Annotated in this window: 27 protein-coding genes; 26 read left to right on the top strand and 1 reads right to left on the bottom strand. The window is 37.7% G+C overall.

Annotated features, from left to right (window positions below):
- Positions 1-2 precede the first annotated feature (2 nt).
- The 13 genes from K5Q13_RS04075 to fakA all read left to right on the top strand — a co-directional run bounded on the left by K5Q13_RS04075 (position 3) and on the right by fakA (position 13,487).
- On the top strand, positions 3-530 hold the full coding sequence (locus K5Q13_RS04075) for a GNAT family N-acetyltransferase (RefSeq protein ID WP_220740201.1): 528 nt from the start codon (positions 3-5) through the stop codon (positions 528-530).
- A 22-nt stretch (positions 531-552) separates the two neighbouring features.
- On the top strand, positions 553-2,970 hold the full coding sequence (priA, locus tag K5Q13_RS04070; RefSeq protein WP_220740199.1) for a primosomal protein N': 2,418 nt from the start codon (positions 553-555) through the stop codon (positions 2,968-2,970).
- Positions 2,971-3,127: 157 nt separating this feature from the next.
- Entirely contained in the window at positions 3,128-4,096 is a 969-nt protein-coding gene (gene fmt, locus K5Q13_RS04065) for a methionyl-tRNA formyltransferase (RefSeq protein ID WP_220740197.1), read from the top strand.
- Entirely contained in the window at positions 4,089-5,432 is a 1,344-nt protein-coding gene (gene rsmB / locus K5Q13_RS04060; protein WP_220740195.1) for a 16S rRNA (cytosine(967)-C(5))-methyltransferase RsmB, read from the top strand. The genes fmt and rsmB overlap by 8 nt, the downstream gene beginning before the upstream one ends.
- Positions 5,433-5,533: 101 nt before the next feature.
- Entirely contained in the window at positions 5,534-6,280 is a 747-nt protein-coding gene (locus K5Q13_RS04055; RefSeq protein WP_220740192.1) for a protein phosphatase 2C domain-containing protein, read from the top strand.
- A gap of 2 nt (positions 6,281-6,282) precedes the next feature.
- Positions 6,283-8,211 (top strand): Stk1 family PASTA domain-containing Ser/Thr kinase, encoded by a 1,929-nt coding sequence (gene pknB / locus K5Q13_RS04050; RefSeq protein WP_220740190.1) that lies wholly within the window; start codon positions 6,283-6,285, stop codon positions 8,209-8,211.
- Between the two features lie 52 nt (positions 8,212-8,263).
- Positions 8,264-9,169 (top strand): ribosome small subunit-dependent GTPase A, encoded by a 906-nt coding sequence (gene rsgA / locus K5Q13_RS04045; RefSeq protein ID WP_220740188.1) that lies wholly within the window; start codon positions 8,264-8,266, stop codon positions 9,167-9,169.
- Between the two features lie 17 nt (positions 9,170-9,186).
- On the top strand, positions 9,187-9,843 hold the full coding sequence (gene rpe / locus K5Q13_RS04040) for a ribulose-phosphate 3-epimerase (RefSeq protein ID WP_220740186.1): 657 nt from the start codon (positions 9,187-9,189) through the stop codon (positions 9,841-9,843).
- Positions 9,843-10,487: a thiamine diphosphokinase gene (locus K5Q13_RS04035; protein WP_220740184.1), complete on the top strand. Its 645-nt coding sequence runs from the start codon at positions 9,843-9,845 to the stop codon at positions 10,485-10,487. Before rpe ends, K5Q13_RS04035 begins: the two co-directional genes overlap by 1 nt.
- Before the next feature lie 51 nt (positions 10,488-10,538).
- Positions 10,539-10,853 (top strand): thioredoxin, encoded by a 315-nt coding sequence (gene trxA, locus K5Q13_RS04030; RefSeq protein WP_220740181.1) that lies wholly within the window; start codon positions 10,539-10,541, stop codon positions 10,851-10,853.
- 88 nt (positions 10,854-10,941) lie between these two features.
- Positions 10,942-11,142, top strand: coding sequence for a 50S ribosomal protein L28 (gene rpmB / locus K5Q13_RS04025; RefSeq protein WP_010017046.1), 201 nt, complete (start codon positions 10,942-10,944; stop codon positions 11,140-11,142).
- Between the two features lie 277 nt (positions 11,143-11,419).
- The gene (locus K5Q13_RS04020) at positions 11,420-11,779 is read left to right on the top strand and encodes an Asp23/Gls24 family envelope stress response protein (protein ID WP_220740179.1); all 360 of its coding nucleotides are present in this window, start codon (positions 11,420-11,422) and stop codon (positions 11,777-11,779) included.
- A 7-nt stretch (positions 11,780-11,786) separates the two neighbouring features.
- Positions 11,787-13,487, top strand: coding sequence for a DAK2 domain-containing protein (fakA, locus tag K5Q13_RS04015; protein ID WP_220740177.1), 1,701 nt, complete (start codon positions 11,787-11,789; stop codon positions 13,485-13,487).
- An 80-nt stretch (positions 13,488-13,567) separates the two neighbouring features.
- Here the strand turns inward: fakA and K5Q13_RS04010 are convergent, their stop codons facing one another.
- Positions 13,568-13,774 (bottom strand): DUF4044 domain-containing protein, encoded by a 207-nt coding sequence (locus K5Q13_RS04010; RefSeq protein WP_220740175.1) that lies wholly within the window; start codon positions 13,772-13,774, stop codon positions 13,568-13,570.
- Positions 13,775-13,946: 172 nt separating this feature from the next.
- Here K5Q13_RS04010 and K5Q13_RS04005 point away from each other — a divergent pair, with 172 nt between their 5' ends.
- The 13 genes from K5Q13_RS04005 (at position 13,947) to K5Q13_RS03945 (ending at position 26,217) form a co-directional block, all read left to right on the top strand.
- Positions 13,947-14,294, top strand: coding sequence for a DUF3397 domain-containing protein (locus K5Q13_RS04005; RefSeq protein ID WP_220740173.1), 348 nt, complete (start codon positions 13,947-13,949; stop codon positions 14,292-14,294).
- 149 nt (positions 14,295-14,443) lie between these two features.
- Positions 14,444-14,875 carry a division/cell wall cluster transcriptional repressor MraZ gene (mraZ, locus tag K5Q13_RS04000; protein WP_220740171.1) on the top strand — a complete coding sequence of 144 codons (432 nt, stop codon included), beginning with the start codon at positions 14,444-14,446 and terminating at the stop codon, positions 14,873-14,875.
- Between the two features lie 18 nt (positions 14,876-14,893).
- Positions 14,894-15,841, top strand: a complete 948-nt coding sequence (rsmH, locus tag K5Q13_RS03995; protein ID WP_220740169.1) for a 16S rRNA (cytosine(1402)-N(4))-methyltransferase RsmH — start codon at positions 14,894-14,896, stop codon at positions 15,839-15,841.
- Positions 15,842-15,852: 11 nt separating this feature from the next.
- Entirely contained in the window at positions 15,853-16,209 is a 357-nt protein-coding gene (ftsL, locus tag K5Q13_RS03990) for a cell division protein FtsL (RefSeq protein WP_220740167.1), read from the top strand.
- A 2-nt stretch (positions 16,210-16,211) separates the two neighbouring features.
- A complete protein-coding gene (locus tag K5Q13_RS03985; protein WP_220740165.1) occupies positions 16,212-18,392 on the top strand; it encodes a PASTA domain-containing penicillin-binding protein in 2,181 nt (726 codons plus the stop codon).
- A gap of 9 nt (positions 18,393-18,401) precedes the next feature.
- The gene (mraY, locus tag K5Q13_RS03980) at positions 18,402-19,364 is read left to right on the top strand and encodes a phospho-N-acetylmuramoyl-pentapeptide-transferase (RefSeq protein WP_220740163.1); all 963 of its coding nucleotides are present in this window, start codon (positions 18,402-18,404) and stop codon (positions 19,362-19,364) included.
- A 46-nt stretch (positions 19,365-19,410) separates the two neighbouring features.
- Positions 19,411-20,757, top strand: a complete 1,347-nt coding sequence (gene murD, locus K5Q13_RS03975) for a UDP-N-acetylmuramoyl-L-alanine--D-glutamate ligase (RefSeq protein WP_220740161.1) — start codon at positions 19,411-19,413, stop codon at positions 20,755-20,757.
- Between the two features lies 1 nt (position 20,758).
- Positions 20,759-21,868, top strand: coding sequence for an undecaprenyldiphospho-muramoylpentapeptide beta-N-acetylglucosaminyltransferase (gene murG, locus K5Q13_RS03970; RefSeq protein WP_220740159.1), 1,110 nt, complete (start codon positions 20,759-20,761; stop codon positions 21,866-21,868).
- A 4-nt stretch (positions 21,869-21,872) separates the two neighbouring features.
- Positions 21,873-22,631: a cell division protein FtsQ/DivIB gene (locus tag K5Q13_RS03965; RefSeq protein WP_220740157.1), complete on the top strand. Its 759-nt coding sequence runs from the start codon at positions 21,873-21,875 to the stop codon at positions 22,629-22,631.
- A gap of 87 nt (positions 22,632-22,718) precedes the next feature.
- The gene (gene ftsA / locus K5Q13_RS03960; RefSeq protein ID WP_220740155.1) at positions 22,719-24,065 is read left to right on the top strand and encodes a cell division protein FtsA; all 1,347 of its coding nucleotides are present in this window, start codon (positions 22,719-22,721) and stop codon (positions 24,063-24,065) included.
- Between the two features lie 21 nt (positions 24,066-24,086).
- The gene (gene ftsZ, locus K5Q13_RS03955; protein WP_220740153.1) at positions 24,087-25,394 is read left to right on the top strand and encodes a cell division protein FtsZ; all 1,308 of its coding nucleotides are present in this window, start codon (positions 24,087-24,089) and stop codon (positions 25,392-25,394) included.
- A 108-nt stretch (positions 25,395-25,502) separates the two neighbouring features.
- The gene (locus K5Q13_RS03950) at positions 25,503-25,949 is read left to right on the top strand and encodes a cell division protein SepF (RefSeq protein ID WP_220740151.1); all 447 of its coding nucleotides are present in this window, start codon (positions 25,503-25,505) and stop codon (positions 25,947-25,949) included.
- A gap of 4 nt (positions 25,950-25,953) precedes the next feature.
- Positions 25,954-26,217 carry a YggT family protein gene (locus tag K5Q13_RS03945; RefSeq protein ID WP_220740149.1) on the top strand — a complete coding sequence of 88 codons (264 nt, stop codon included), beginning with the start codon at positions 25,954-25,956 and terminating at the stop codon, positions 26,215-26,217.
- The last annotated feature ends 1 nt before the right edge of the window (position 26,218 follow it).

Here is a 26,218-nt window from a genome sequence, read left to right as displayed (position 1 = left end):
CTATGATTGTGATAAGGAATTTTGAATATAATGATTTATCAAAATTTTGGGAGATGGCGTTTAGTGACCCGCATGCAGAATGGACACAGTGGAACTGGCCCTATTTTCATGACACCTTACCAACACGTTTGGCATTTTTAGGTGAAGAAAATGTTGTAAGATATGTGAATCAAAACTTAAGACAAGCTATTGTCGTGGATGGTGAAATAGTAGGTATGGTGTCTGCACATTTTGAAGATGGTAATTTGCACCAATGGCTCGAGGTAGGAATTGTCATTTATCAACAAAATTTATGGGGAAGGCATATCGGATCAAAAGCGCTCAAAATGTGGCTTGATATATTATTTCAAATGTTTCCTAGTTTACCGCATATTGGTTTTACCACTTGGTCTGGTAACCAACGTATGATGACTGTTGGTAACAAAGTAGGTATGAAATTAGAAGGTCGTATTCGGAAAGTCCGCTTTTGGCAGAATCAGTACTATGATTCAATTAAATATGGTATTTTGCGTGATGAGTTCACTCACTAGACACATTTGATACAATAAGAGTATGACGAAACTACAATATGCACAAATCATTGTTGATGTCCCAACAATGCAAACAAATCAACCCTATACCTACATTGTGCCAGAGACAATGCTAGATACAGTTGTTCCAGGTATGCGTGTTGATGTACCGTTTGGTCATCGACACGTTATGGGTTTTGTGGTGGGATTAAGGGCAACAACTGATGTGGACACGGAACAATTACGCAGCATTACAAATGTATTGGACATGACACCTGTTTTAAATGCTGAGTTATTGAGCTTATCAGATTATATTGCTGATGAAACTTTTGCGTTTCGTATTTCTGTGATGCAAACAATGTTACCAAATGCTTTAAAAGCAAACTATGAACGTATTTTAAAAATTATTGATGATGTAAACGATGATGTACGCTATCGTATTTTTAAAGGTTTAGAAGAGATAACCTATCGCCCACAAGAGATTGATCCTACTGACATTGCCACGCTGACTAAATTACGACGTAATCATAAAATTGATATGTCGATTAACGTTTTGAATCGTGCAAAAATTAAGACACAATTAGCTTATCAATTCACTGATGATATGGAATTTTTGGAAAATGACTATCAAGAATTGAATAAAGCAGCGAAGAAACAGGCTGAATTATTAAAATTTATTCTAGGGCACTTGGGTGAAATTTGGATAAAAAAAGAGCTTCAAGAGATAATTGAGACCAGCGATAGCACACTGAGGCAAGGTGTGAATAAAAAGTGGTTAAAAAAAATACAGGTTGAACAATTACGTGATCCTTTTGCAATGGTTAACATGCCAACAACGACTGCTTTACAACTCAATAGTGAGCAACAAGATGCACTTGATCTTATATTAGCAAGTGCTGATGCAGGTCAGTACCAGCCATTTCTATTAGAAGGAATTACTGGTTCAGGAAAAACAGAGGTCTATTTACAAGCTGCGCAACATGTTTTCGATCAAGGAAAGACTGTTTTGTTTTTAGTGCCTGAAATTGCGTTGACTCCACAAATGGTGCGCCGTGTGAAATCAAGGTTTGGTGCACAGACAGCTGTTTTACATTCTGGATTGTCAGATGGTGAACGTTATGATGAATGGCGTCGTATTGAACGTGGGGATGTCAAAATAGTTGTCGGGGCAAGATCAGCAGTTTTTGCGCCTTTAGATAATATAGGACTGATCATCGTTGATGAAGAACATGAAACAACTTATAAACAAACGGATAATCCACGTTATCACGCGCGTGATGTTGCACTTTGGCGTGCCCAGTATTATCAAATTCCAGTCATTTTAGGTTCAGCAACGCCATCTTTAGAAAGCCGAGCGCGTGCGCAACGTGGTGTTTATGAACTACTACGATTAACACAACGTGCAGGTGGTGCTAAATTACCGACAGTAGAGATCATTGATATGAAAGAAACACTGGCAGATGGTCCTGAAACTAATTTTTCTGAGCAACTTCGTATTAAGTTAAAAGAACGTCTTGATCGTGGTGAACAGTCGGTGCTGATGTTAAATCGCCGAGGATTTTCTAGCTTTGTTATGTGTCGTGATTGTGGTTATGTACCTCGTGATCCTAATTGTAATCTAGCAATGACGCTACATATGGATTCACACACATTGAAATGTCATTACTGTGGTCACGAAGAACCAATTCCTAAAATTTGCGGGCAATGTGGTTCTAACCGTATTCGTTATTATGGCACAGGTACTGAAAAAATTGAAACAGAACTTAAATCTTTGTTGCCTGAAGCTCGTGTTATTCGCATGGACCAAGACACAACTCGGAAAAAAGGCAGCATGGATACTATGCTGCAAAAATTTGGGAATCACGAAGCAGATATTTTACTTGGAACGCAAATGATAGCAAAAGGTCTTGATTTTCCAGATGTCACGCTTGTAGGTGTTTTAAATGCTGATACATCACTAGGTTTACCAGATTTTCATGCAAGTGAGCGAACATTTCAATTATTAACGCAAGTGAGTGGTCGAGCAGGGCGTGCTAAAAAAGCAGGTGAAGTATTAGTTCAGACATTTAATCCACAGCATTATGCTATTGCTTATGCTAAAAATCATGATTATGAAGGATTTTATAAGCAAGAAATGGCAGTGAGACACGCTGGTAATTATGCACCATACTACTACACGGTACAAATCCAGGCTAGTCACACTGAAAAAAATGAAACTGCTAGGCAAATGATTCAAGTTGCGCGTTGGTTACGTTCACGTGTTGGTGATCAAGTCATTATTCTGGGACCCTCACCAAAACCAATTGCAAAATTGCGTAATCGTTATTATTTTCAAATTATTTTGAAATTTAAAAGACGTCAGGAATTAGATATTTTATTAGTAGAACTACAAAATCGTGCTCAGAGGACAAAGAATGGGTTACAATTGAGTATTGATCGTGAGCCTATTTCTTTTATGTGACAAATGTATGACATTATTCTATGATATAATAAAAAGAGCGAAATACTCGTATGATCGAGTATTTTTTAGTGATTAAACGACAGTAGTGTTGGAATTTATAATATAAAATAGAATTTAAATAAAATAATATGTATTTGAAATAGAAAGAGGCAACATTATGACGTATTCAGTTGTATTAATGGGTACCCCAAAATTTGCTGTACCCATTTTGGAAGCATTAATTTCTGATGATCAATATGACGTAAAAGCCGTTGTAACTCAACCAGATAGGCCTCAAGGTCGTAAACACACGTTAACACCAAGTCCAGTTAAAATAGCAGCACTTGCGCACAATTTACCTGTACTACAGCCTGAAAAAATTAGTGGTTCCGATGAAATGAAACAAATCATCTCAATTAATCCGGACTTTATTATAACTGCAGCTTTTGGTCAATTTTTACCAGATAAATTGTTAGAATCAGCTAAAATAGCAGCTGTTAATACACACGCGTCATTGTTACCAAAGTATCGTGGCGGTGCACCGGTTCATTATGCAATTATGAATGGGGATCAAGAAACAGGTGTGTCAATTATGTATATGGTCAAACAAATGGATGCTGGAGATATTATTGATGTGGTAAAAGTACCAATTACAAGTCAAGATAATGTCGGAACGATGTTTGAAAAACTAAGTTTAGCTGGTCGAGATTTGTTAATGGATACTTTACCTAAAATTGCTGCGGGAAATATTTCTCCTGTTAAACAAAAAGCTGAAGATGTGTCATTTTCTCCAAATATTCCACACCATATGCAAAATTTAGATTTTGTAAACGAAACAGCACAACAAATTGATTGGCATGTGCGCGGACTTTTCCCAACGCATCCTGCATATGTTCAGGTCAGTGGCCAAAGAATTAAATTAACAAAGGTAACACCTCTAGATGAAAACACACAGTTACCTGGTGGATATATTGTTGAAAAAACAAAAAAGCAGTTAAAAATAGCAGCAAATAATCATACCGTAGTTAGCATTGATAAACTACAACCAGCTGGTAAATCTGAGATGACGATTGTCGCCTATTTAAACGGTGTTGGTAGCCAGTTACAAACAGGAAATTTATGGGCAGAGGAGCCAATTAATGAGTGACAAACGTGTTTATAGTGATAATCCACGCGTACTAGCAGTACAAACTTTAGCCAAAATCAAAAACGGTGCATATTCTAATTTACAATTAAATCAAGTTATTAAACAACACCAATTAGGAGAAGCTGACAAACGCTTATTAACAACTCTTGTGTATGGTGTTATTCAACATCGTATGACTTTTGAATATTGGCTAGCACCATTTATTGGTGATAAAAAAATTGATGTTTGGGTTCGCGAACTTTTGTATACATCCTTATTTCAGTTAAAGTTTCTAGACAAAATACCAGAACATGCTATTTTTAATGAATCAATTGAGGCAGCTAAGTTATTAGGGCATGTTGGTACTGGAAAATATGTGACGGCAATTTTGCATCGCATTGCTCGCCAAGGTTTGCGAGATATTACTGAAATTACAGATCCTATTCAACGTCTATCTATTGAAGCTAGCTTGCCAGTTTGGTTAATTGAAGAGCTTGTGAAACAAAATGGTGAAGCTACAACACGGCAGATTATTAGTAGTATAAATGATGCACCAATGCAATCTATTCGGGTTAATACTGTCTTGACAACTGATCAAGAAGTTGTCTCAGCACTTGAAAAAGAAAACTTTAAGGTCACCAAATCTGACGTAGCTGAACATGCCTTTATTGTTTCTGGTGGACATGTTGCCAGTTCAAAAGCTTACCATGATGGCTTACTAACATTGCAAGATGAAAGTGCAATGTTGCCAGTTGAGAGTATGTATTTAACAGATGAAGTTAAAACGGTATTAGATGCGGCTGCTGCACCAGGTGGTAAAACGATACAAATAGCACAATACATTTCTAATGATGCGAAAATTACGGCATTAGATGTACATGAGCATAAAATTAAACTAATTAAAAGTAATGCTGAGCGTATGCATGTTTCAGAAAAAATTCAAGCACGTGTATTGGATGCCCGTAAAGTACCAAGTGAAATTGATACAAAGTTTGATCGTATTCTAGTTGATGCACCTTGTTCTGGGTTTGGTTTATTACGACGAAAGCCGGAAATACGTTATGATAAAACCCTAGCAGATGTTGAAAAACTAGCAGAAATTCAATTTGAGTTATTAGATGCTGTGAGTCAAAATATTGCTGATAACGGCATACTTGTTTACAGTACTTGCACAATTTTGCAACAAGAAAATGACGATGTTGTTAAAAAATTTCTGAAGAAGCATCCAGAATTTGAAACAATTCCAACACAAACGTCGCAAAAATTGAAAATAGATCGCGAAGAAGATATACTTCATATATATCCAAATGATTATCATACTGATGGTTTCTTTGTGGCAACATTTCAAAAAAAGTAGTAGCGTATACAATTTGTAGTTAAAATAACGTAAACGGAATAATCTCATTCATAGTATGATACAAAAACTGTGACTGAGGTTGGTAAAAGATAAATAATCCTATGCAGATAGCATTTCATACTGATCCAGGCGTTAAACGTGATGAAAATCAAGACTATGTTGGCGCTTTTACAAATCAACAAAAAATCGTGATGGTTGTTGTAGCCGATGGTGTAACTTCAACTGAAGGTGGCGAAGTTGCCAGCGCTATGGCTGTGGAACATTTTGGCCATGCTTGGGAAGAAAATGATATTGAGACAATCAAGTCAGCAATATTATGGCTAAAAAAGACAACATCTGCTGAAAATAGTATCATGATTGAAGCAGGACAACGATTTAATGACTTGAAGACAATGGCTACAACATTAGTTTTAGCTGTTTTGTTTGATGAACAAGTTGTTATTGGCAATTTGGGTGACTCTAAGGCATTTTTATTACATCATAACAATCTAGAGCAAATATCGTTTGATCATAATCTTAAAAATGAGCTTATACGAACTGGAACTGTTAGTAAAGAAAAAGCAGAAAATGTACCCAATGCAAATAGCGTTACACGTTTTTTGGGTGTGGATAATCACGCAGAAATTGAAATTAGTCAACATGTTTTTGTTGAAAATGATATGTTGCTGCTAACTTCTGATGGTATTACGAAAGTATTAGATGAAGCAACAATAAAACAAATTATGAGAGAAAAAACACCTTTGAATTTGCGTGCGTGCGAATTGATTCAGTCCGCTAATGATAACGGTGCACCAGATAACGTAACGGCGCTTTTGGTGAGTCGCAACAACGAAGAGGACACAAAATAATTATGTTACCAGATACAGTGATAGACAATCGTTATAAAATTATCAAATCGCTTGGCGGGGGTGGCATGGCCAATGTTTATTTGGCGCATGATGAATTTTTGAATCGTGATGTTACCTTCAAAATAATGCGATTAGATATGAAAAATGATGTGGATTTAGCGAAACGATTTAAGCGTGAGGCTATTTCTGCAACAGAGTTAGTTCATGACAATATTGTCCAAGTATATGATACTGGTGAATATGAGGGTACGCAGTATTTAGTGATGGAGTATGTGGCAGGGACAGACTTGAAGTCTTACATTGCTGACCATTTTCCAATTCCTTATCAACAGGTTGTTGATATTATGTTACAAGTTTTAAGTGCGGTTCAAGCAGCCCATGATGCAGATATTATTCATCGTGACTTAAAGCCACAAAATATTTTAATCAATGAAGATGGACAGGTCAAGATAACTGATTTCGGTATAGCAATTGCGAAGTCAGTTCAGGATATGACTCAGACAAATACTGTCATTGGTTCTGTCCACTATTTATCACCAGAACAGACACGTGGCGGTTTTGCTTCGGCGAAATCAGACATATATGCTCTGGGGGTGATGCTCTATGAAATGTTGACAAAACAGGTACCGTACGAGGGAGATACACCTGTTGCAGTGGCGATGAAACATACAACAGCAGACATGCCATCTGTTCGTGATTTTGATCCCCGTATTCCACAAGCCTTAGAAAATGTTATTTTAAAATCAACTGCTAAGCGACCTCAGGATCGCTATTACAGTGCTGCAGCAATGTCTGAAGATTTGCAAACAGCATTATCACCTCGTCGATCTGATGATACACGTTTTGCGCCAATGTCTGACACAATAGACGAGACACGAATCATTCCAATGGCTCAAATTCAAGATCAGCTAAAAACAGGTGTTTCGTCGGATAACCTTTTCCCAAATGACACACCTGAAGAACCATCAGTTCAAGACGTCATTATAGCTCACGGTAAAAAAGGCTATGCTATTAAAGATATTGCACATAAGGTAGACCGTACGCCCAAATATGTGCGCAATGTTCTACGTGAAAACGGTATAAAATTTCGTAAAGCATCTAAATGGCCATGGGTAATGTTAAGCCTTATTCTTGTCGCTACTGCAGTTATTGTTTTTTTGAATTATCAATCAAGTAAAGTAATTGTGCCGGATGTGATTAACTTGACGCAAAATCAAGCAACTGCTAGGATTAAAAAATCCGGCTTAGCCATTGGTACAGTCAGCTCAACACCTTCTAAAACTATTGCAAAAGGCAATGTTGTCCGTTCAATAAGCAAAAGTGGTGTGGAAGTGAAAAAGGGGGATATAATTAACTTAATTATTTCTTCTGGACGAGAGAAAGTGAGATTTGGTGATTATGTCGGCTCTGATTATGATGTGACAGCTGCGCAGCTTAGAGCACAGGGTTATAGTGTGACTAAGCAAGATAGTCCGTCAGATAGTGTATCAGAAGGTAAAATAATTGGACAATCACTTGATGCTAATGGTAAAGTGGATCCCACGTCAACGACAGTCGAATTTACCGTATCTACAGGTGCATTACGGATTAGCGTGCCCGATTTTACTGGCAAAGGCACACAAGAAGAAGTTCAAAGCTGGGCGAGCTCACATGATATTGTTGTAAATTTCAATACACAATACGATGGCAACACTAAAAAAGATCATGTTATTAGTCAATCTATTCGTGGGGGTTCAAGCATTACAAAAGACATGGTGCTGCTTGTGACTATTTCTCAAGGACCACAGGAATCATCTAGTTCATCATCAGATGACGATGATGATGATAGTTCGTCTAGTGACGCGTCATCAAAAAATAGTAGCTCTACTACAAGTAGTAGCTCGGCAACTAGCTCCGAAAATAACTCATCAAGTAGCCGAGGCAGAAACTAAACATATAAAAGTAAAAGTCGATTATAATCGGCTTTTTTGTTACAATAAGAATATGAAAACAGGACGCATTATTCGCTCACTGAGTGGCTACTATGATATACAAATTGAAAATGGTGATGTACAACGAACACGTGCTCGGGGAGAATTCCGTAAATCTGGTCAAAAACCAATTGTCGGTGATTTTGTTGATTTTGAGAGTGAAAATGATGAAGGATTAATCTGGAAAATCCATCCTAGAGATAATTCGCTTGTACGTCCGCCAATTGCAAATATTGATATTGCAGTGATTGTAACTGCGCTTAAGGAACCAGACTTTGCGCCAAACCTATTAGATAGACAATTAGTGGCTTTGGAAGCTGCTTACGTGAAACCACTAATTTACTTTACCAAATCCGATTTATTAACAGCAGCGGAAAGATCTGAGGCTGAAGAAATAGTCGCACGTTATATGAAAATTGGTTACACTGCGATATTACCATCTTTAGAAAATCCCCAGGAAAATCTATCTCAATTGCGAGTTGCTTTGAATAAAAAAGTGGCTGTATTTATGGGACAAACTGGTGCTGGAAAATCAACGCTTTTAAATCAATTATCACCAAAACTCGGACTCGAAACTGGTGTAGTCTCAAAAGCGCTAAGTCGTGGAAAACATACAACACGCCAAGTGACGCTTATTCATGTCGATGATGCTTTGATTGCAGATACACCTGGATTCTCATCGTATGAGGTATTTGACTTTGCAGCAGAAGACTTAGATGATTACTTCCCTGAATTTGTAACTGTGCGTCAAGATTGTCGATTCCGAGGATGCCTTCATCTTAATGAACCTGGCTGTGCCATCAAAGCGAGCATAATCTCTGGCGCTATTTCACAATCAAGGTATAATAGTTATAAGGCGTTCTACGATTTAATTAAGTCGCAAAAGCCAAGATATAGTACAGATAATCGAAACATTTAGGAAGAAGGAAAATCAACATGTCAGGAATTATTGCACCATCAATATTAAGTGCGGATTATACTAACTTAGAGCGGGATGTTAAGCTTGTTGAAGCAGCTGGGGCTGAATATTTGCACATTGATGTGATGGATGGTAGTTTTGTACCATCAATTTCTTACGGTCCAAATTGGGTTAAACAATTACGTCCAGAGACGAATTTGACTTTGGATGTACATTTGATGGTTATTAATCCAGAAAAGATTGTTGATGAGTTTGCAGATGCAGGCGCAGATATTATTGGTGTTCATGTTGAAGCAACGCCACACATTCATCGTGCACTACAAATGATTAAAAATAAGGGTGTTAAAGCTGAAGTTGTTATCAATCCAGGAACACCTGTTTTGGCAATTGAATCTGTTTTAGATATGGTTGATCAAGTGCTTGTTATGACTGTCAATCCAGGATTTGGTGGTCAAAAGTTTTTACCATCTACGGTTGAAAAAATTGCACAGCTCAAAGCTATTCGTGATGAGTTGGGTTATGATTTTGATATCGAAATTGATGGTGGCGTGAATAATGAAACAGTCACGGCTGCCTATGAAGCTGGCGCAAATGTCTTTGTCGCAGGTTCATATGTCTATGACAAGGTAGATCCAGCTGCTAAAATTGCTATATTGAAAGATCTGACGAAGTAATGATAATTAACATTTTAGCTGGTGGGGCAACAACATTGTGGCCAAATAATATATTTGATAGGCCTGGTCTTTGGATTGGTGCTGATAGGGGCGCCTGGCGCCTCTACAAACATGATGTGCCTATGATTATGGCGGTAGGTGACTTTGATTCCTTGACTGTAGACGAATTGGAAATATTGAAGTCCCATCTTAAAACAAATGAGATTACCCATGTAAAGGCTGAAAAAGACGAGACGGATACAGAGCTTGCATTACTATATGCACAAAATCAAAATCCCGATCAGATTAATATATTTGGTGCAACTGGTGGTCGTTTAGATCACTTGTTAAGTAATTTATGGTTATTAGCAGACCCAACTTTCAAAAATATTGTTGAAAAAACAAAAATTATTGATAATGTCAATAATGTTAGTTATTTGACACCTGGATTGAAAGCGATACACAAAAATCAAGAAACAAAGTATTTGGGTTTTATGCCATTAAATGCAGTTTCAAACTTTAAAATAATTGATGCCAAGTATCGGCTGGAATTGTCAGATAATGTTTATAAGATGTGGTCATCAAATGAATTTATTGGCGACACAGTGCATGTGAGTTTTGATACAGGTATTATAATGGTCACGCAAACAAGAGACAAATTATAGCGTGATGACGTTGAAATAATAAAGTATTGTGATATTATAGGAGGATTAATTATGACAGTAAAAGCAGTAGAAGATGCAACATTCGAAAAGGAAACATCTATTGGCGTTTCTATTACTGATTTTTGGGCGACATGGTGTGGTCCTTGTCGCATGCAATCTCCAGTGTTAGAAGCTTTATCTGAAGAAGTGGATAATGTTGAATTTGTGAAAATGGACGTGGACGCTAATCCTGAGACGCCAGCAAAATTTAGTATTCGTGCTATCCCAACATTGCTTGTTCAAAAGGATGGCGAGATTGTGGAGAGACTAACAGGTTTCCACACAAAAGACCAATTGGCAAATGTTTTGGCAAAATATACAAATTAACTTGCTAAAGTGCCGTTAATCTGGTAAAATTTACTAATGTTGTAGAAAGAGCTTTTTTAAAATATTGGCTCGAAAAGGAGGGTCGAACATGGCAAAAGATGCTATTACAGGCGCACGCACACGTTTTGGTAACCAACGTTCACACGCGTTGAACTCAAGTCGTCGTAGCTGGAAGCCAAACTTGCAAAAGGTGACTGTTAAAATTAATGGTGCGCCCGCAAAGAAAGTTTACTTATCAGCGCGTACTTTGAAGTCTGGATTAAAAACTGGTACTATCGAGCGCGTATAAACGAGTAATACGTTTAGAGTTGTATTAGAATAACGTATCTCGTACAACTAACATAAGTTGACCACCACTTTGGTGGTTTTTTTATATCAAATTGGGCCAGTTGCCCAAATACGTTTAGTTGTGAAATATGTTAAAATAATACTAGTAAACCTTTCAAGGAGGAAATGCATTAACTTAAGTAGCTCTCAAATATATAGTTAAGAGCAAAGCGAGTATGGTTGTTTTCGAGTAATCATATTTGAATTTGGATTTTATCTTGGTTAGTGTTTTAAACATTATGGCAATTAAAATTAAAACTAGAAATGGTGACATTACAATCGAAAATGATGTTATCGCAATAATTGTTGGTGGTTCTGCCATTGAAAATCCAGGTGTTGTAGGTATGGCTTCTAAGGCAACGTTTCGGGATGGTATGAATCAAATTTTGAATCGTGAGAATTATGCCAAGGGTGTTGTCATTCATCAAGAAGAAAATGGTGTGAGTGTAGATGTTTATTTAGTTGCGCAATACGGTACAAAATTATCAGAAATTTCTAAATCAGTTCAAGGCAAAGTAAGATATAATCTCGACGCATTGCTCGGCATTCACGCAACGGAAGTTAATGTGATTGTTCAAGGTGTTCGCGTTACGGACTAGGAGTATCATGACTAAGATTACGACAATTACCAATGTTGAATTTGGTAAGATGATTAACGCAGCAGCAGCAGCGTTAGCCGCAAACGCGGATACAATTAATAAATTAAATGTTTTTCCTGTACCAGATGGTGATACCGGAACTAATATGAGTTTGTCTATGGCAAGTGGTGCTCAGTATGAACGTGATGCGTTGGAAACAGATATTGGAACATTAGCCAAAGCAACCTCTAAGGGTCTATTGATGGGAGCACGTGGAAACTCTGGTGTTATCTTATCACAAATTTTCCGTGGTTTTTCTAATTCAGTAGTAGGTAAAGAAACATTATCAGCGCGTGATTTGGCTGACGCATTGATGTCGGGTGCTCAAGTTGCCTATAAGTCTGTTATGAAACCAACAGAGGGAACAATTTTAACTGTTATTCGTGAAGCGGCCTCAAGGGCCAATAAAGTTGCAGACGAGACAGATGATCTAATTGAACTGATGTCTGCTGTAACTGAGTCAGCTCAAATTGCTTTAGATTCAACGCCTGATCTATTGCCAGTACTAAAGCAAGTGGGTGTAGTGGATTCTGGTGGTCAAGGGCTTGTCTTCGTTTTAAAAGCCTTTTATCAGGTGTTGAGTGGCGACTTTAGCGAAGAAGATCTTAAAACACCTGATAACGCTGAATTAGATCAAATGGTAAAAGAACTACATGCTGGTGCACAAGCTAACAGTACATTGAATCCTAGTGACATTGAATATGGGTATTGCACGGAAATTATGGTGCAAATTGCAAAAGGCACGACTTATGATCATGAGTTTGATTATGAAGCCTTTTACGATCATTTAGCAAAGTTAGGTGATTCGTTACTTGTCATTAATGACGATGAAATTGTAAAGGTTCATGTTCATACAGAAAACCCCGGCGAAGTTATTAGTTGGGGCACGCATTTTGGTTCCTTAGTAAAAGTTAAAGTTGACAACATGAGAGATCAGCAACAAGCTGTGATTGATAAACAGCGGACAGAAGAAGTACAGTTGTCTAAGTTGGCTGCTGCAACGTTACCTGCTTCTGATACTGCAGTGATTACTATTGCTGCAGGTGAAGGAATTGCCGAGTTATTCAAAAGTTTAGGTGTCCATACAGTTATTTCTGGGGGACAAACAATGAATCCTGCCACATCTGACATAGTAGATGCCATACAAGCTACAGGTGCTAAGCAGGCTATTATTTTACCTAACAATTCAAATATTTTTATGGCAGCTGAGCAGGCAGCTGAGTTAGTTGATATACCAGTACGTGTTGTTAAATCACGTACCATTCAACAAGGTTTGACAGCGATGATGGGATATAATCCAGAAGCAGATTTGTCAAACATTGCTGATGATATGTCATCGATGATGGCAGATGTCAAATCTGCTCAAATTACACAAGCAGTGAGAGATACGACTCTAAATGATATAGAAATTAAACACGGTGACTGGATGGGTATTTTGGATTCTGGTATTGAAGTGGTGGCCAAGCGTTTATTGGATGCCGCAACGCAATCTGTATCTAAAATGATTGATGATGAATCTGAAATCGTGACAATTATATTTGGTGAGAACGCCAAGGAAAAAGATGCTAAAAAACTTGAAGAAGCTATTTTAGCATTGGATGACGAATTAGAGATTGAAATTCATAATGGTAAACAACCATTATATCCATTCTTGATTGCTGTGGAATAGTTAAATATTGTTAGATTAAAAAATAACACCCCCGTGAACAATTACTCACGGGGGTGTTATTTTTTAATAGTATAAATTAATTACATCCAACCTAACGCGCTAACTGCAGCGTAGAAAACACTACCAACCATTAAAACAACCATGACCCAAGACATCACTAGCGTCATCTTTTCAATTCGAGTACGTGGCTTTTTCTTAGATTTTGGCATACGATGTTGCGCTAATTTTGCGTCAATTTCTGCCTGTAGTTTGGTATTAGAAGGCCGTAATTTTTGTTCATCTGTCATGATACACCTCATTTTGTCATTAAAAAATAGTGTATCATAATAAGTAGTCCATGGGCAACTTATTATGATAATGTGCGCAATTGAAATTACCACTTCAATACTTTTAATCTTGCCTTTTTCGCTGAGGTCGGGTAATCTTATTAAGACAGATAGGTATAAATGAGGTAAAGTTATGCAATGGTGGTTCTGGCCAATAGGTGCCGTAATTATTGTTTTGTTCGTTTTGGGTTTAAATAGATGGACACGTTTTGGTGAATATAAAATTAGTACGTTAGATATTATTGTGGTACCACTTTGGCTGATATTACATTTTACCATGGGTTACAGATTTGGTGTAAGTTGGATTTTCTGGCTATTGCTAGCGTGGTGTTTTGTGGGAATTATTTTATCATGGTTTTTACTTCATAACAAGTGGCATTGGCGAGCATTTTGGCACAAGTATTGGCAATGGAGTGGCTTGCTTAGTATCGTGTTACTGATCAGTGTGACAATTTTTGGGTTACTCTACCACTCATTTTAATACATATAAAAAGACTGTTTTCTAGATGGGAAGCAGTCTTTTTATATGTATTAAAATTTACTAAATTGTGACAAATTGATAATTGAGTGGAGGGAAGTGGAGAAATGTGGTAAATTAGTAGTATAGAATTTTTAATGGAGGTGGTCCCTATGTTTATGGGCGAATATTCACATACGCTCGATGCAAAAGGGCGACTTATTATTCCTGCAAAATTTCGTAATCAATTAGGTGATAAATTTATTGTAACGCGTTGGATGGAACATGCATTACGTGCTATGCCAATATCTGTTTGGGAAAAATTAGAAGAACAACTCAATCAATTACCTTTGGGTAAAAAAGAAGCACGACAGTTTAAACGGTTTGTTCTGGCAGGTGCGATGGAAGCAGAAATTGATAAGCAAGGCCGAATTATCATACCTTCTAATTTAAAAGACTATGCTGGGTTGGAAAAAAGTGTAACCGTAACTGGATCTGGTGATTCATTTGAAATTTGGAGTTCAGAAAATTGGCATGATTACACACTTGCCACAGCTAACGATTTTGATGATATTGCAGAGGGACTAGTTGATTTCGACTTCTAGTTAAAAGGATAAAATTTCATGACTGAATTTGAACATGTCACAGTACTCTTAAAAGAAGCAATTGAATTACTTAAAATAAAACATGATGGTAATTACGTTGATGCAACTTTAGGCGGGGGTGGTCATACTGGTGAAATTCTTAAACAGTTAACGACAGGCACACTGTTTAGTTTTGATCAAGATGACACGGCAATACAATATAATCAGGAACAATATGCTGATGAAATTACAGCTGGTAAGCTCGTTTTGATTCATCAAAATTTTCGAACGTTAACAGCGGCTTTAGAAGAGCGTGGCATCACTCAAGTTGACGGAATTGTTTATGATTTAGGTGTGAGCTCTGTACAATTTGATGATGGGCAGCGTGGTTTTAGCTATAATTATGATGCTGATCTTGATATGCGAATGGATCAACGTCAAACGTTGACAGCCAAAACAATTGTTAATGAATGGCCGTTTAATGATCTTTTACGTATATTAAGCCGATATGGAGAAGACAGATTTCCAAAACAAATTGCACGTAAAATTGAACAGCATCGTGAGAACGCTCCGATTAACACAACATTTGAATTGGTTGACATCATAAAAGAGGCAATTCCAGCACCAGCACGTCGCAAGGGCGGACACCCAGCCAAAAGAACATTTCAAGCGTTACGTATAGCTGTCAACGATGAATTAAAAGCATTAGAGGATTCTTTAACACAGGCGCTTGATTTGCTTGCACCAAATGGTCGAATTAGTGCAATTACATTTCAATCACTTGAGGACCGATTAGTTAAGCAGATGTTTCGTGAACGTGCTACAACACCAGATTTACCAGTCGGTTTACCGGTGCTGCCAGGACAATTTGAAGCAGATTATACTTTACTCACACGCAAACCCATTTTGCCAAGTGAAAATGAAATGATACATAATCATAGGTCTCAGTCTGCTAAGTTACGTGGTATTGAACGCAAAAATTATTAGGAGCTTTAGTCATGGCACAAAACGTATATCATTATTCAACGGCAGCTGAAGCATTACCGTTAACGCAGCCGAAAACACGTATTAAATATAAGGCCGCACGTTGGACTAGAAAAGAACAACTGATGGTGACCTTTGTTTCGGTTGTCATTATGGTATTAATGATTGGTGTAGTGTTTTCTAGTATGCAAACGAATGCTGCACGATCAGATATGGCAACTATGCAATCAGAAACAGAGACGACAAAAGAGGCAAACAATGCTTTACGGAGTGACATCCAAAGCAAGACAAGTAAAAAAAATCTAGATGAGGTTGCAAAAAAATATAATATGACATTGTCGGATAACAATGTTAGAAATATTAACCAATAATTATGAAAAATATAGTGAGACGGATACCAAATAAAAAAGTCACAAAAAACGCCAAAATATTTGGCGTGATATTGTTAGGCGCAATTGTGCTTGTGACTTTAGGACTTGGGGTGCGTCTTTTTATTATCGCCAGTGGTTCTGTTGATGGCCATAATTTAAATGATGCAACGCGTCGTGCATTTATGGCCAATCAAATTGTCCCGGCAAGTCGCGGTAAAATTTATGATGCCAATGGACAAGTCTTAGCAGATAATACGACGGTTTACGACATGTATGCTGTGTTGGATAAAAAAGTAGCACGTGTGAAGGATACTAAAACCGGTAAATATATTAATGGTTCAGGTCACGTAATTGATAAAGAATTAACTGCTGAAAAACTCAGTAAAGTAATCAACATGGATCAAAAAGAAATACTAGACCGTTTAGAGACAAAGGCTTATCAAGTTGAGTTCATCTCTAAAAAAACTCAAGCCAGTAGAAATCTGAGTATTGATCAATATAAAAAAATAAGAGCGTTAGATTTACCTGGTATCAATTTTACGCCACGTCCTTCACGTGTATATCCCAATGATAGTATGGCGTCACATCTAATAGGTGCCATGACAACAGATGATGATCAAAAAACTGGGCAATCTAAACAAGTTGGTTTCATGGGAATAGAAGCATCTGAGAACAAAACGTTGGCGGGAAAGGATGGCATTAAAAAATATGATGGTCAGGTAGAAAATATACAAGACAGTACAACTGTTGAAAATGGTAATGATGTCTATCTGACCCTAGATGATTCGCTTCAAAACACTCTTGAAACTCGAATGGATACTTTGTTTAAATCAACACAGGCCAAGGCCACTGTTGGTGTTCTGATGGAAGCTAAAACTGGACGAATTGTTGCAGCTACACAACGTCCCAATTTTAATCCAAATAGCAAGCCAATTAATCCAGAAATATGGTCAAATCTATTATCTCAAGGTGCGTTTGAGCCTGGTTCAACAATGAAGGGCATTACCTTGGCTGCCGCCATTGATACTGGTAACTGGCACCCAGAGGATACCTATCAATCTGGTACGTTACTAATAGACGGTAAAAAAGTTGTCGATGCTTTTGGTCAAGATCAAGGTATGTTGACCTATCGAGAAGGATTTTGGCGTTCATCAAACGTTGCTTTTGCACGAACGGAACAGCAAATGGGTTCGGCAACTTGGCGTAAATACTTAGAAAAATTTGGTTTCTTACAATCTACTAATTCTGGGTTGAACGAAGAAGAACCTGGAATTATATCGTTTAATTATCCTATTGATCAAGCTAATACGGCGTATGGCCAGGGAATTAGTGTCACACCATTGCAAATGATTCAAGCATTTTCAGCTATTGCTAATGACGGACGTGAAGTTAAACCGTATTTCGTTGATAAAGTAGTTAATCCTGCAAATGGTGCAATTGTTCAGCAAGGAAAAACAGAAAATGTTGCACGACCTATCAAAGCAAGTACAGCTCAGCAAGTTAGAAAAGATATGATTGATGTTGTTAATCAAGAAACCGGTACTGCCAAAGAATTTGATTTGCGTCCATTTGGATATCAAATTGCGGCTAAAACTGGAACTGCTCAAGTATCTGAGAAGGGACAATATTTACAAGGTTTAAACAATGCAATCCATTCTGTGATGGTTTTAGCACCAGAGAAAAATCCAAAATATATTTTTTATATGGCGGTCAAACAACCCAAGGTATTTCCAGATCCAACAATTCAGACAACTATGAATAAAGTATTTCAGCCGTTGATGCTCCAAGCTTTAAATAATAGTGATAGTGCTGTAAAATCTAAAACAACGAAACAAACTGTACCAAATGTGGTTGGAAAATCAATAAAAGATGCTACGCAAGTATTGGCTAAAGCTGGATTTAGAACTGCAGTTATTGGTTCAACTGGAAAAATAAGTAGTCAATCACTGTTACCTGATCAAAAGTCATTAACAAACCAACTTATAATTATAAAAGCTAAAGGTAACACTCATTTGCCTGACATGACAGGTTGGAGTTTAACAGATGCGCAATCTGTTGCTAAAGAGGTCGGTTTTAAATTAACATGGTCAGGATCTGGATTTATATCTGGACAGACGGTTGCTAAAGATCAGTTGGTAGTTAAAAATACGCCTGTAGGCATCACATTAAAAGAGAAGAAGTAGGTAAAAAACATGTCTGAAAATTTATGGGCCTTAGCTCGGGCTATGATTGTAACGGTTATTTTCATGCCATTTTTGATTAAGTTTTTAAAACAATCTAAAGAACAAGCTGTTATTCGTAAGTTGGGCCCAGATCATCAGTCAAAGTCCGGTACACCAAGCATGGGTGGCGCACTTTTTGTTGTAGCTGCATCGTTGAGTGCATTAATTGGTGGTGGCGTTTATAATGGTTGGCAGGGTATTATGGCAGTCGGCCTGCCAGTCGTTGCATTCTTAGCTTATGCACTCATTGGTGGCATTGACGATACATTAAAATTAATTAATCATGCAGATGATGGCTTTGCTTTCAAGCCAAAGCTTGTAGCACAAACAATGAGTGCAGCACTAATTATGATAATTATGTGGCTAGGACACGTCCCGTTTACACTCTATATTCCGATGTTTGGTACTTTTAATCTTGGTATTTTCTACTTTATTTTCTTATGGTTTTGGCTTGTTGGTTGGTCTAATGCTACGAATTTAACCGATGGTTTGGATGGTCTGTTGGCTGGAATAAGTATCATTGTTTATTCAGCATATACAGTATTAGCCATGAATATGCATAACCAAACGTTAGTTATTTTTAATTTCTCGGTTATTGGTGCGTTGATAGGCTTCCTAATTTTTAATAAACCTAAAGCAAAGATATTTATGGGGGATACTGGGTCATTAGCTTTGGGTGCTGGTTTGGCAATTGAATCTATTTTACTTGGTGTACCTTTTTCATTATTGTGGTTCGGATTAATTTTTGTCATTGAAACGCTATCAGTCATTATTCAAACAGTTGGTTATCATTTTTGGCATAAACGTATATTTCCAATGGCTCCGATACATCATTCATTTGAAAAATTTGGCTGGAGTGAATGGCAAATTGGTACGTTGTTTTGGATTTTATCTGCCATTGTAGCTGTTGCTGGTATATTTTATATGAATTAGAGGCGAGTTTACTCGCGTACATAAAAATTTTAGAAATCAGGTTATTATGAAAATACAAGATTTTAATAATAAAAAAGTGCTGGTATTTGGTTGGGCACGTTCTGGAAAGGCTGCAGCTCAACGTTTGTTTGAACTCGGCGCGCAGGTGACTGTTGTTAATGGCGGTGAATATGAAAATGATGCTATCTATCAACAACTGTTAGAGAATCATGTAAAATTCATTAGTCAGGATAGTGATGACTCACTAGACGCAACGTTTGATTATATGGTTAAAAACCCAGGTATTAGCTATGACACACCATTGGTTAAACGAGCTAAAGCGTTAAATATACCTATTCTGACAGAAGTTGAGGTTGCTTTGAGTTCATTTGATGGTAGATTAATTGCGGTTACGGGATCAAATGGCAAAACAACGACAACGTCATTAATTAGGGAGATGTTAAAGGCTGACGGTCAAAATGTCACCACAGCTGGAAATATCGGTACACCAGTGTGTGAAGTTGTCAGACCTCTCACCAAAAAGGACACCTTATTATTAGAATTATCTAGTTTTCAATTAATGGGATTACCTGATATAAAACCAGATATTGCACTAATTACGAATATATTTGCTAATCATTTGGATTATCATGGCACGCGTGAAAATTATGTTGCTGCAAAATTTCAACTGACAAAAAATCAAACACTTGATCAGATCCTAGTGCTAAACTCTGACGGACCAGACACACCTGATTTTAAAAACAAATCGCATGCAAAAGTAGTTGAATTTTCTCGTACGAAAATAGGGTTAACTGTTGAAATTAATGATGGTAATCTTTTTATTTCAAACCAAAACCTTATGCCACTAACGCAAATTAAACTTGTTGGACCGCACAACTTGGAAAATGTTATGGCTGCGACAACAGTTGCAAAACTAGCAGGTGTTGGTAATACCGCAATTCGTAAGGTATTGGAGGAATTTGGCGGCGTACCTCATCGTTTGCAGTATATCTTTACGGCTAATCATGTTAAATTTTATAATGATTCTAAAGCAACAGACATCGAGGCTACACAAACTGCATTGAATAGTTTCCATGAGCCAACTATTTGGTTAGCTGGCGGATTGGACAGGGGGGATGATTTAATGCGATTAATCCCTAATTTGGAAAATGTAAAAGCAGTTATTGCTTTTGGTGAAACGCAACAAAAAATTGTGGCTGTTGCTCGTACTGCTCATAAACCTGTTATCACGGTTGACGATGTTGAGCAAGCTGTGCCAGTTGCAATTAAGTTAGCCGAATCAGGTAATGTCGTGTTACTATCGCCTGCTGCTGCAAGCTGGGATCAATATCAAAGCTTTGAAGAACGCGGTGACAAGTTTGTTGCTAAACTAAAGAAAGTATTGGGGCTATAATATGCGTGTAATTTTGTCAGGTGGCGGCACAGGCGGCCATATTTATCCAGCTTTGGCATTGGCTGAAGTGATTAAGCAGCATGAACCTGATTCTGAATTTTTGTATGTTGGATCAGAACGTGGCGTAGAGTCTAGCATCGTACCGGCAACCGGTATGGCGTTTGAACAACTATCAGTTCAGGGATTTAAACGATCATTATCAGTAGATAATGTAAAAACAGTCAGTTTGTTTTTAAAAGCTGTCAAGCAATCTAAAAAAATTATTAAAGATTTTAAGCCGGATGTTGTCGTAGGAACGGGTGGTTATGTCGCCGGTGCTGTTGTTTATGCAGCACAACGTCTACATATTCCAAATGTGATTCATGAACAAAATTCTGTAGCTGGCGTAACAAATAAGTTTTTGGCACGAGGTGCAAGTAGAATTGGTGTTGCTTTTGATGTTGCAAAACAACAATTTCCTTCTGAAAAAGTAACGCTTGTTGGTAATCCAAGAGCACAACAAGTGGCAAACATTGTTTCAACATTTTCTTGGCAAACTTTAGGCTTAAGAGATGATAAACAAACATTATTAATTTTTGGTGGTTCACAGGGTGCACCAGCAATAAATTTAGCAGCAATTGAGGCAATGGATGCATTCAATGCAAGAAGTTACCAAGTTGTAGTAGTTACTGGACCAAAACGATATGATGCTGTGTTAGCGCAACTAGCACAACGTGGCATCCTAGCAGCTGACAATGTACGTATTCTGCCATATATTGATAATATGCCAGAAGTGTTAGCTAAAACTAGTGCAATTGTATCAAGAGCTGGTGCAACCTCTATTGCAGAAATTACAGTACTTGGTATTCCGTCAATTTTAATTCCTAGTTTGCATGTCACCGGTAACCATCAGACTAAAAATGCTCAAAATTTAGCTGATGATGGTGCGGCACTCATCATACCAGAACCTGATTTAAGTGGTGAATCACTTGTTGAAGCAGCTGATACGTTATTACTGGATGAGACAATCAGTGAAAATATGGCGGCACAGGTAGCCAAGGTAGGAATGCCTGATGCTGGTGATAGATTGTACAAGTTGATACAGGACGCAATTTTAGAAAAGAAAGATTAACACAGTGGATGTCGTCACAAACAAAAGCATATCAAAAGAAAAGCGACCATTACAGCTTTGGTTAAATTTAGCCATTTTTGCTGTAATCATAGCTAGTATTATTTTTGTGCTACAACCATGGCGAACTGTTCAGTCAGTCAAGGTAAATGCAATGATGTTACCTGCAGATAAAATTGAAAAATATGCGAATGTTAGGAAATATACACCATACTGGCGTATAATAGGCCAAACACAATTCATTGCACAACGAATCACTGAGCAAGATGACCAAATTGATTCTGCAAAGGTCACGTTACGAGGAAATCAAGTAACGATTGATATTGTTGAAAAGGTAACAGCAGGCTACGTTAGACAAAGTAAAGGTTGGTATGTCATTAATCGTAAAGGGACGTTTAGTAAAGTAGCAAACCCTGAAGGTAATGCACCAGTCTATTCAGGATTTAAATCGCAACAAAGCGTCAAGAAAATAGCCAAAATTTTTGTCGCATTAGATTTTAGTCTGCGACAAAATATCAGTCAAATTATTTTTTCACCTAATAAAGATAATACTAATCGACTAATAATCATTATGAATGATGGTAACACTGTTTATGCAACGATGGATACATTTGGTAGCAAAATTAATTATTATCCAGGAATTGCGGCTCAAATGCCAACTAAAGGTATTGTTGATTTACAATACGGTGCTTATTCTTATGCTTATGGTACAACACAAACGAACAAAACTACTAAAAATACCGAAAATAACGATAAACAAAAGTGATAAGTTGTGGCTTTAGGGTCATAATTTGTGATATCATTACTATTAGGTATATTTTGTAAAAAATAATTTTGTAAAGGGGCACGACGCATGAATAACTCAGGCGTGACGGTAGGTCTAGACATTGGTACCACATCTATCAAAGTAGTCATTGCGCAAACAACTGGCAATCAATTTAATGTGATTGGTGCAGGAAATGCACCTTCTCAAGGATTGCGTAAAGGTGTCATTGTAGATATTGATGCTACAGCAAGTGCAATTCGCGAAGCAATTGAACAAGCACAAGAAAAAGCAAATTTTAAAATTAATGAAGTAGTTGTAGGAATTCCTGCAAACCAAATTGAAATGATTCATGTTGATGGCCTTGTTTCTATTGCCAATCAAAATAAACGTATTACCTATGCTGACGTGCAAAATGTTGCACAACAAGCGCTATCACATAGTGTTTCATCAGATCATGATGTGATTGATTTGATTGCTGGAGAATTTAGTGTTGATGGATTTGACGGTATCAAAGATCCTCATGAAATGATCGGTGTGCGTCTTGAAATGCGTGGTACTGCTTATGTCGGACCAAGCAAAATTTTGGATAATACACGTATGGCCATTCAAAAGGCTGGTTTGGTATTAAAAGAATTTGTTCTAGCGCCTTTAGCCATTGGTACAAGTATATTAAACGATGGCGAACAAGATTTTGGAACAGTATTGATTGATCTTGGTGGTGGTCAAACAACTACTTCTATTATTCACGATCGGCAGTTAAAATTTAATTATGTTGATTTAGAAGGTGGCGATAATGTCACTAAAGATATTTCAACGGTGTTAGGCATATCTTATAAAAACGCGGAAAAAATTAAGCGTGATTTTGGTTATGCTGACCCAGCACAAGCAAGTGTTGATAAGGAATTTGCAGTTGAAGTGGTTGGGGATCATAAAACAAAGGTGACTAATGAACATTATTTGTCAGAAATCATTGCAGCGAGATTAGAACAAATTTACTCGCGTGCGTTTGAACCTTTAAATACAGTCAATGGCTTGAATATGCCTGGTGGATTTGTCTTAACCGGAGGAAACGCTGCCTTGCCACGTATGGTAGATTTTGCTAAAACTATTTTGGGCGACAACGTTCGGCTGTTTGTACCAGATCAAATTGGTTTACGCCATCCAGCTTATACACGGGCGATGTCGTATGCAATGTTTGCTTCACGTGAAAGTATGACGCAACAAGTCATTAAACAAGTAATTATGTCCCGTAGGGAAGAAGATAGCATACCACCGGTTTCGCAAGCGTCTAGCCAAACCAACGAGTATGTGGAGTCATCTGAATTAAGCACTAAACCATTGTATAATTATAATAGCAATGTGGATGAACAACCGCGGCCAGGTATCTTTAGCCGTTTAACACAAACAATTAAGAATTTATTTCGCGAAGATTAGTATAATTTAAGGAGACAACTCATGGATTTTTCAATTGATGACGCCCAAGAAACCGGTGCAATCATTAAAGTTATCGGTGTGGGTGGGGGTGGATCAAACGCCGTCAACCACATGATCGAAGAAGGTGTTAGCGGTGTTGAATTTATCGTTGCCAATACTGATGTGCAAGCATTGGATAAGTCAAAGGCTGACATTAAAATTCAAATCGGACCAAAGCTAACAGGTGGTTTGGGCGCAGGTTCAAACCCAGAACGTGGTACCAAAGCTGCTGAAGAATCATCTGAAGCTATTGCTACGGCAATTTCAGGTGCCGATATGGTTGTGATCACTGCCGGAATGGGCGGTGGTACTGGAAATGGTGCAGCCCCTGTTGTGGCACGAATCGCAAAAGAACAAGGAGCCTTGACGGTTGCAGTTGTGACACGTCCCTTTAAGTGGGAAGGACCAAAACGTGGTCGTTTTGCTGCTGAAGGACTACAAGCTCTATCTGAGTCAGTGGATTCACTGATTGTTATAACAAACGAACGTTTGAAGGATCGAATTGATCTTAGAACACCGTTATCAGAAGCATTTAAAGTAGTGGATGAAGTTGTTGCGCAAGGTGTCCGTGGTATTTCTGAGCTCATTACAAACCCCGGATTTATCAATTTGGATTTTGCTGATGTGAAGACCGTTATGCAAGATGCTGGTCCTGCTTTGATGGGTGTTGGCCAAGCTAGTGGTGAAACACGTGCTGCCGATGCAACGAAGCAGGCTATATCATCACCATTACTTGAAGTGGATATGTCAGGCGCTGAAGATGTTTTGCTAAATATAACAGGTGGATTGGATATGTCCTTGTTTGAAGCACAAACTGCTTCAGAAGTCATTGCCCAAGAAGCTGGACGCGAAGTCAATGTTATTTTTGGTACCTCTATCGATGAAGATTTAGGTGATTCAATTCGTGTTACAGTAATCGCTACAGGTTTACAAAACGTTACAGCAGATGTAGCAAATAAGAAGTCTGCTGCGACACCTAAAGCTAATGCTGCCAAGATTTTTGGTTCAGCAAATACCAATACCAATTCATCGTCACAAAATTCGTCTGTTTTTGAAAAGCCTGCAACAGAGCCAGTCAAATCAACAACATCAGCTCCAAAAAATGATCCCTTCGCTGATTGGAATATAACTGGCGCGCCTAAAGATGCATTTACTGAAGATGACCGTTTTGATGACATTCAAAAACAATCATTTGATGTGTTTAACACACCAACATCAAATGAACCATCAGTAGATTTTTCAAATAATGAAGATGACAACGAGCAACCACCATTTTTCAAGAAGCGTTAAAAGTTGGGAGTTGTGCACACGTTGATTTTGTTATATATTGGTAGCTAAAGTTAGTATTGGTGAAGTTATTTCAATATGGATAACAATTAATGTGTTTAAGGAGAAGCTATGGCATTAGGTGACACAATCAAACGTCTTTTTAGTAATGAAGAAGATGATTTATATGAGGAAGGCTACGATAGTGGCTATCAAGAACAACCACAATATCAAAAGCCCGTGCAACAAGCGACATATTTTGGGCGCCAATCAGCATCACAATCTACAATGACGGATTCAAGTAGTGAAAGTAGCAAAATTGCACTTTTTGAACCCAAAGTCTATTCTGACTCTAGGGCTATTGCTTCACAAATATTAGGTGGAGAAGCTGTGATTGTTAATTTCACGCAAATTGATGAAGCGCAGGCGAAACGAATACTCGACTTTTTAGGTGGTGCTATTTATGCAGTAAACGGTGAAATTGAACGTATTGGGCAGTCCATTTTTTTGGTTACGCCTGCGACGTTTGAAATTTCAGGGACGTTAACTGATAACTTAGAACCAAATACAAGGTATTAATCGTATGATTGAAATATTAACTTGGATAGTCCGTATAGCACATTACTATGAATATGCAATTATCATTTACGTCTTAATGTCTTGGTTGCCTGGTGCACAACAATCAACAATAGGTCAATGGCTTCATCGTATTGTTTCGCCATATTTGAATTTGTTCCGAATTATTCCGCCAATCGGAGGAATAATCGATATTTCTCCGATTGTTGCGATTATAGCATTAAACTTTGCAATTAATGGTTTGTCTCACTTGGTACTACTCTTTTTCTAAC

The sequence above is a fragment of the Leuconostoc miyukkimchii genome (genome assembly GCF_019656055.1).
In the GTDB taxonomy this organism is placed as follows: domain Bacteria; phylum Bacillota; class Bacilli; order Lactobacillales; family Lactobacillaceae; genus Leuconostoc; species Leuconostoc miyukkimchii.
This window is presented reverse-complemented; position numbering and strand designations above follow the sequence as displayed.

Excerpts from the sequence above, each read along its gene's own strand:
- K5Q13_RS04075 (WP_220740201.1), top strand. The coding sequence starts at position 3 with ATGATTGTGATAAGGAATTTTGAATATAATGATTTATCAAAATTTTGG.
- priA (WP_220740199.1), top strand. The coding sequence starts at position 553 with ATGACGAAACTACAATATGCACAAATCATTGTTGATGTCCCAACAATG.
- fmt (WP_220740197.1), top strand. The coding sequence starts at position 3,128 with ATGACGTATTCAGTTGTATTAATGGGTACCCCAAAATTTGCTGTACCC.
- rsmB (WP_220740195.1), top strand. The coding sequence starts at position 4,089 with ATGAGTGACAAACGTGTTTATAGTGATAATCCACGCGTACTAGCAGTA.
- K5Q13_RS04055 (WP_220740192.1), top strand. The coding sequence starts at position 5,534 with ATGCAGATAGCATTTCATACTGATCCAGGCGTTAAACGTGATGAAAAT.
- pknB (WP_220740190.1), top strand. The coding sequence starts at position 6,283 with ATGTTACCAGATACAGTGATAGACAATCGTTATAAAATTATCAAATCG.
- rsgA (WP_220740188.1), top strand. The coding sequence starts at position 8,264 with ATGAAAACAGGACGCATTATTCGCTCACTGAGTGGCTACTATGATATA.
- rpe (WP_220740186.1), top strand. The coding sequence starts at position 9,187 with ATGTCAGGAATTATTGCACCATCAATATTAAGTGCGGATTATACTAAC.
- K5Q13_RS04035 (WP_220740184.1), top strand. The coding sequence starts at position 9,843 with ATGATAATTAACATTTTAGCTGGTGGGGCAACAACATTGTGGCCAAAT.
- trxA (WP_220740181.1), top strand. The coding sequence starts at position 10,539 with ATGACAGTAAAAGCAGTAGAAGATGCAACATTCGAAAAGGAAACATCT.
- rpmB (WP_010017046.1), top strand. The coding sequence starts at position 10,942 with ATGGCAAAAGATGCTATTACAGGCGCACGCACACGTTTTGGTAACCAA.
- K5Q13_RS04020 (WP_220740179.1), top strand. The coding sequence starts at position 11,420 with ATGGCAATTAAAATTAAAACTAGAAATGGTGACATTACAATCGAAAAT.
- fakA (WP_220740177.1), top strand. The coding sequence starts at position 11,787 with ATGACTAAGATTACGACAATTACCAATGTTGAATTTGGTAAGATGATT.
- K5Q13_RS04010 (WP_220740175.1), bottom strand. The coding sequence starts at position 13,774 with ATGACAGATGAACAAAAATTACGGCCTTCTAATACCAAACTACAGGCA.
- K5Q13_RS04005 (WP_220740173.1), top strand. The coding sequence starts at position 13,947 with ATGCAATGGTGGTTCTGGCCAATAGGTGCCGTAATTATTGTTTTGTTC.
- mraZ (WP_220740171.1), top strand. The coding sequence starts at position 14,444 with ATGTTTATGGGCGAATATTCACATACGCTCGATGCAAAAGGGCGACTT.
- rsmH (WP_220740169.1), top strand. The coding sequence starts at position 14,894 with ATGACTGAATTTGAACATGTCACAGTACTCTTAAAAGAAGCAATTGAA.
- ftsL (WP_220740167.1), top strand. The coding sequence starts at position 15,853 with ATGGCACAAAACGTATATCATTATTCAACGGCAGCTGAAGCATTACCG.
- K5Q13_RS03985 (WP_220740165.1), top strand. The coding sequence starts at position 16,212 with ATGAAAAATATAGTGAGACGGATACCAAATAAAAAAGTCACAAAAAAC.
- mraY (WP_220740163.1), top strand. The coding sequence starts at position 18,402 with ATGTCTGAAAATTTATGGGCCTTAGCTCGGGCTATGATTGTAACGGTT.
- murD (WP_220740161.1), top strand. The coding sequence starts at position 19,411 with ATGAAAATACAAGATTTTAATAATAAAAAAGTGCTGGTATTTGGTTGG.
- murG (WP_220740159.1), top strand. The coding sequence starts at position 20,759 with ATGCGTGTAATTTTGTCAGGTGGCGGCACAGGCGGCCATATTTATCCA.
- ftsA (WP_220740155.1), top strand. The coding sequence starts at position 22,719 with ATGAATAACTCAGGCGTGACGGTAGGTCTAGACATTGGTACCACATCT.
- ftsZ (WP_220740153.1), top strand. The coding sequence starts at position 24,087 with ATGGATTTTTCAATTGATGACGCCCAAGAAACCGGTGCAATCATTAAA.
- K5Q13_RS03950 (WP_220740151.1), top strand. The coding sequence starts at position 25,503 with ATGGCATTAGGTGACACAATCAAACGTCTTTTTAGTAATGAAGAAGAT.
- K5Q13_RS03945 (WP_220740149.1), top strand. The coding sequence starts at position 25,954 with ATGATTGAAATATTAACTTGGATAGTCCGTATAGCACATTACTATGAA.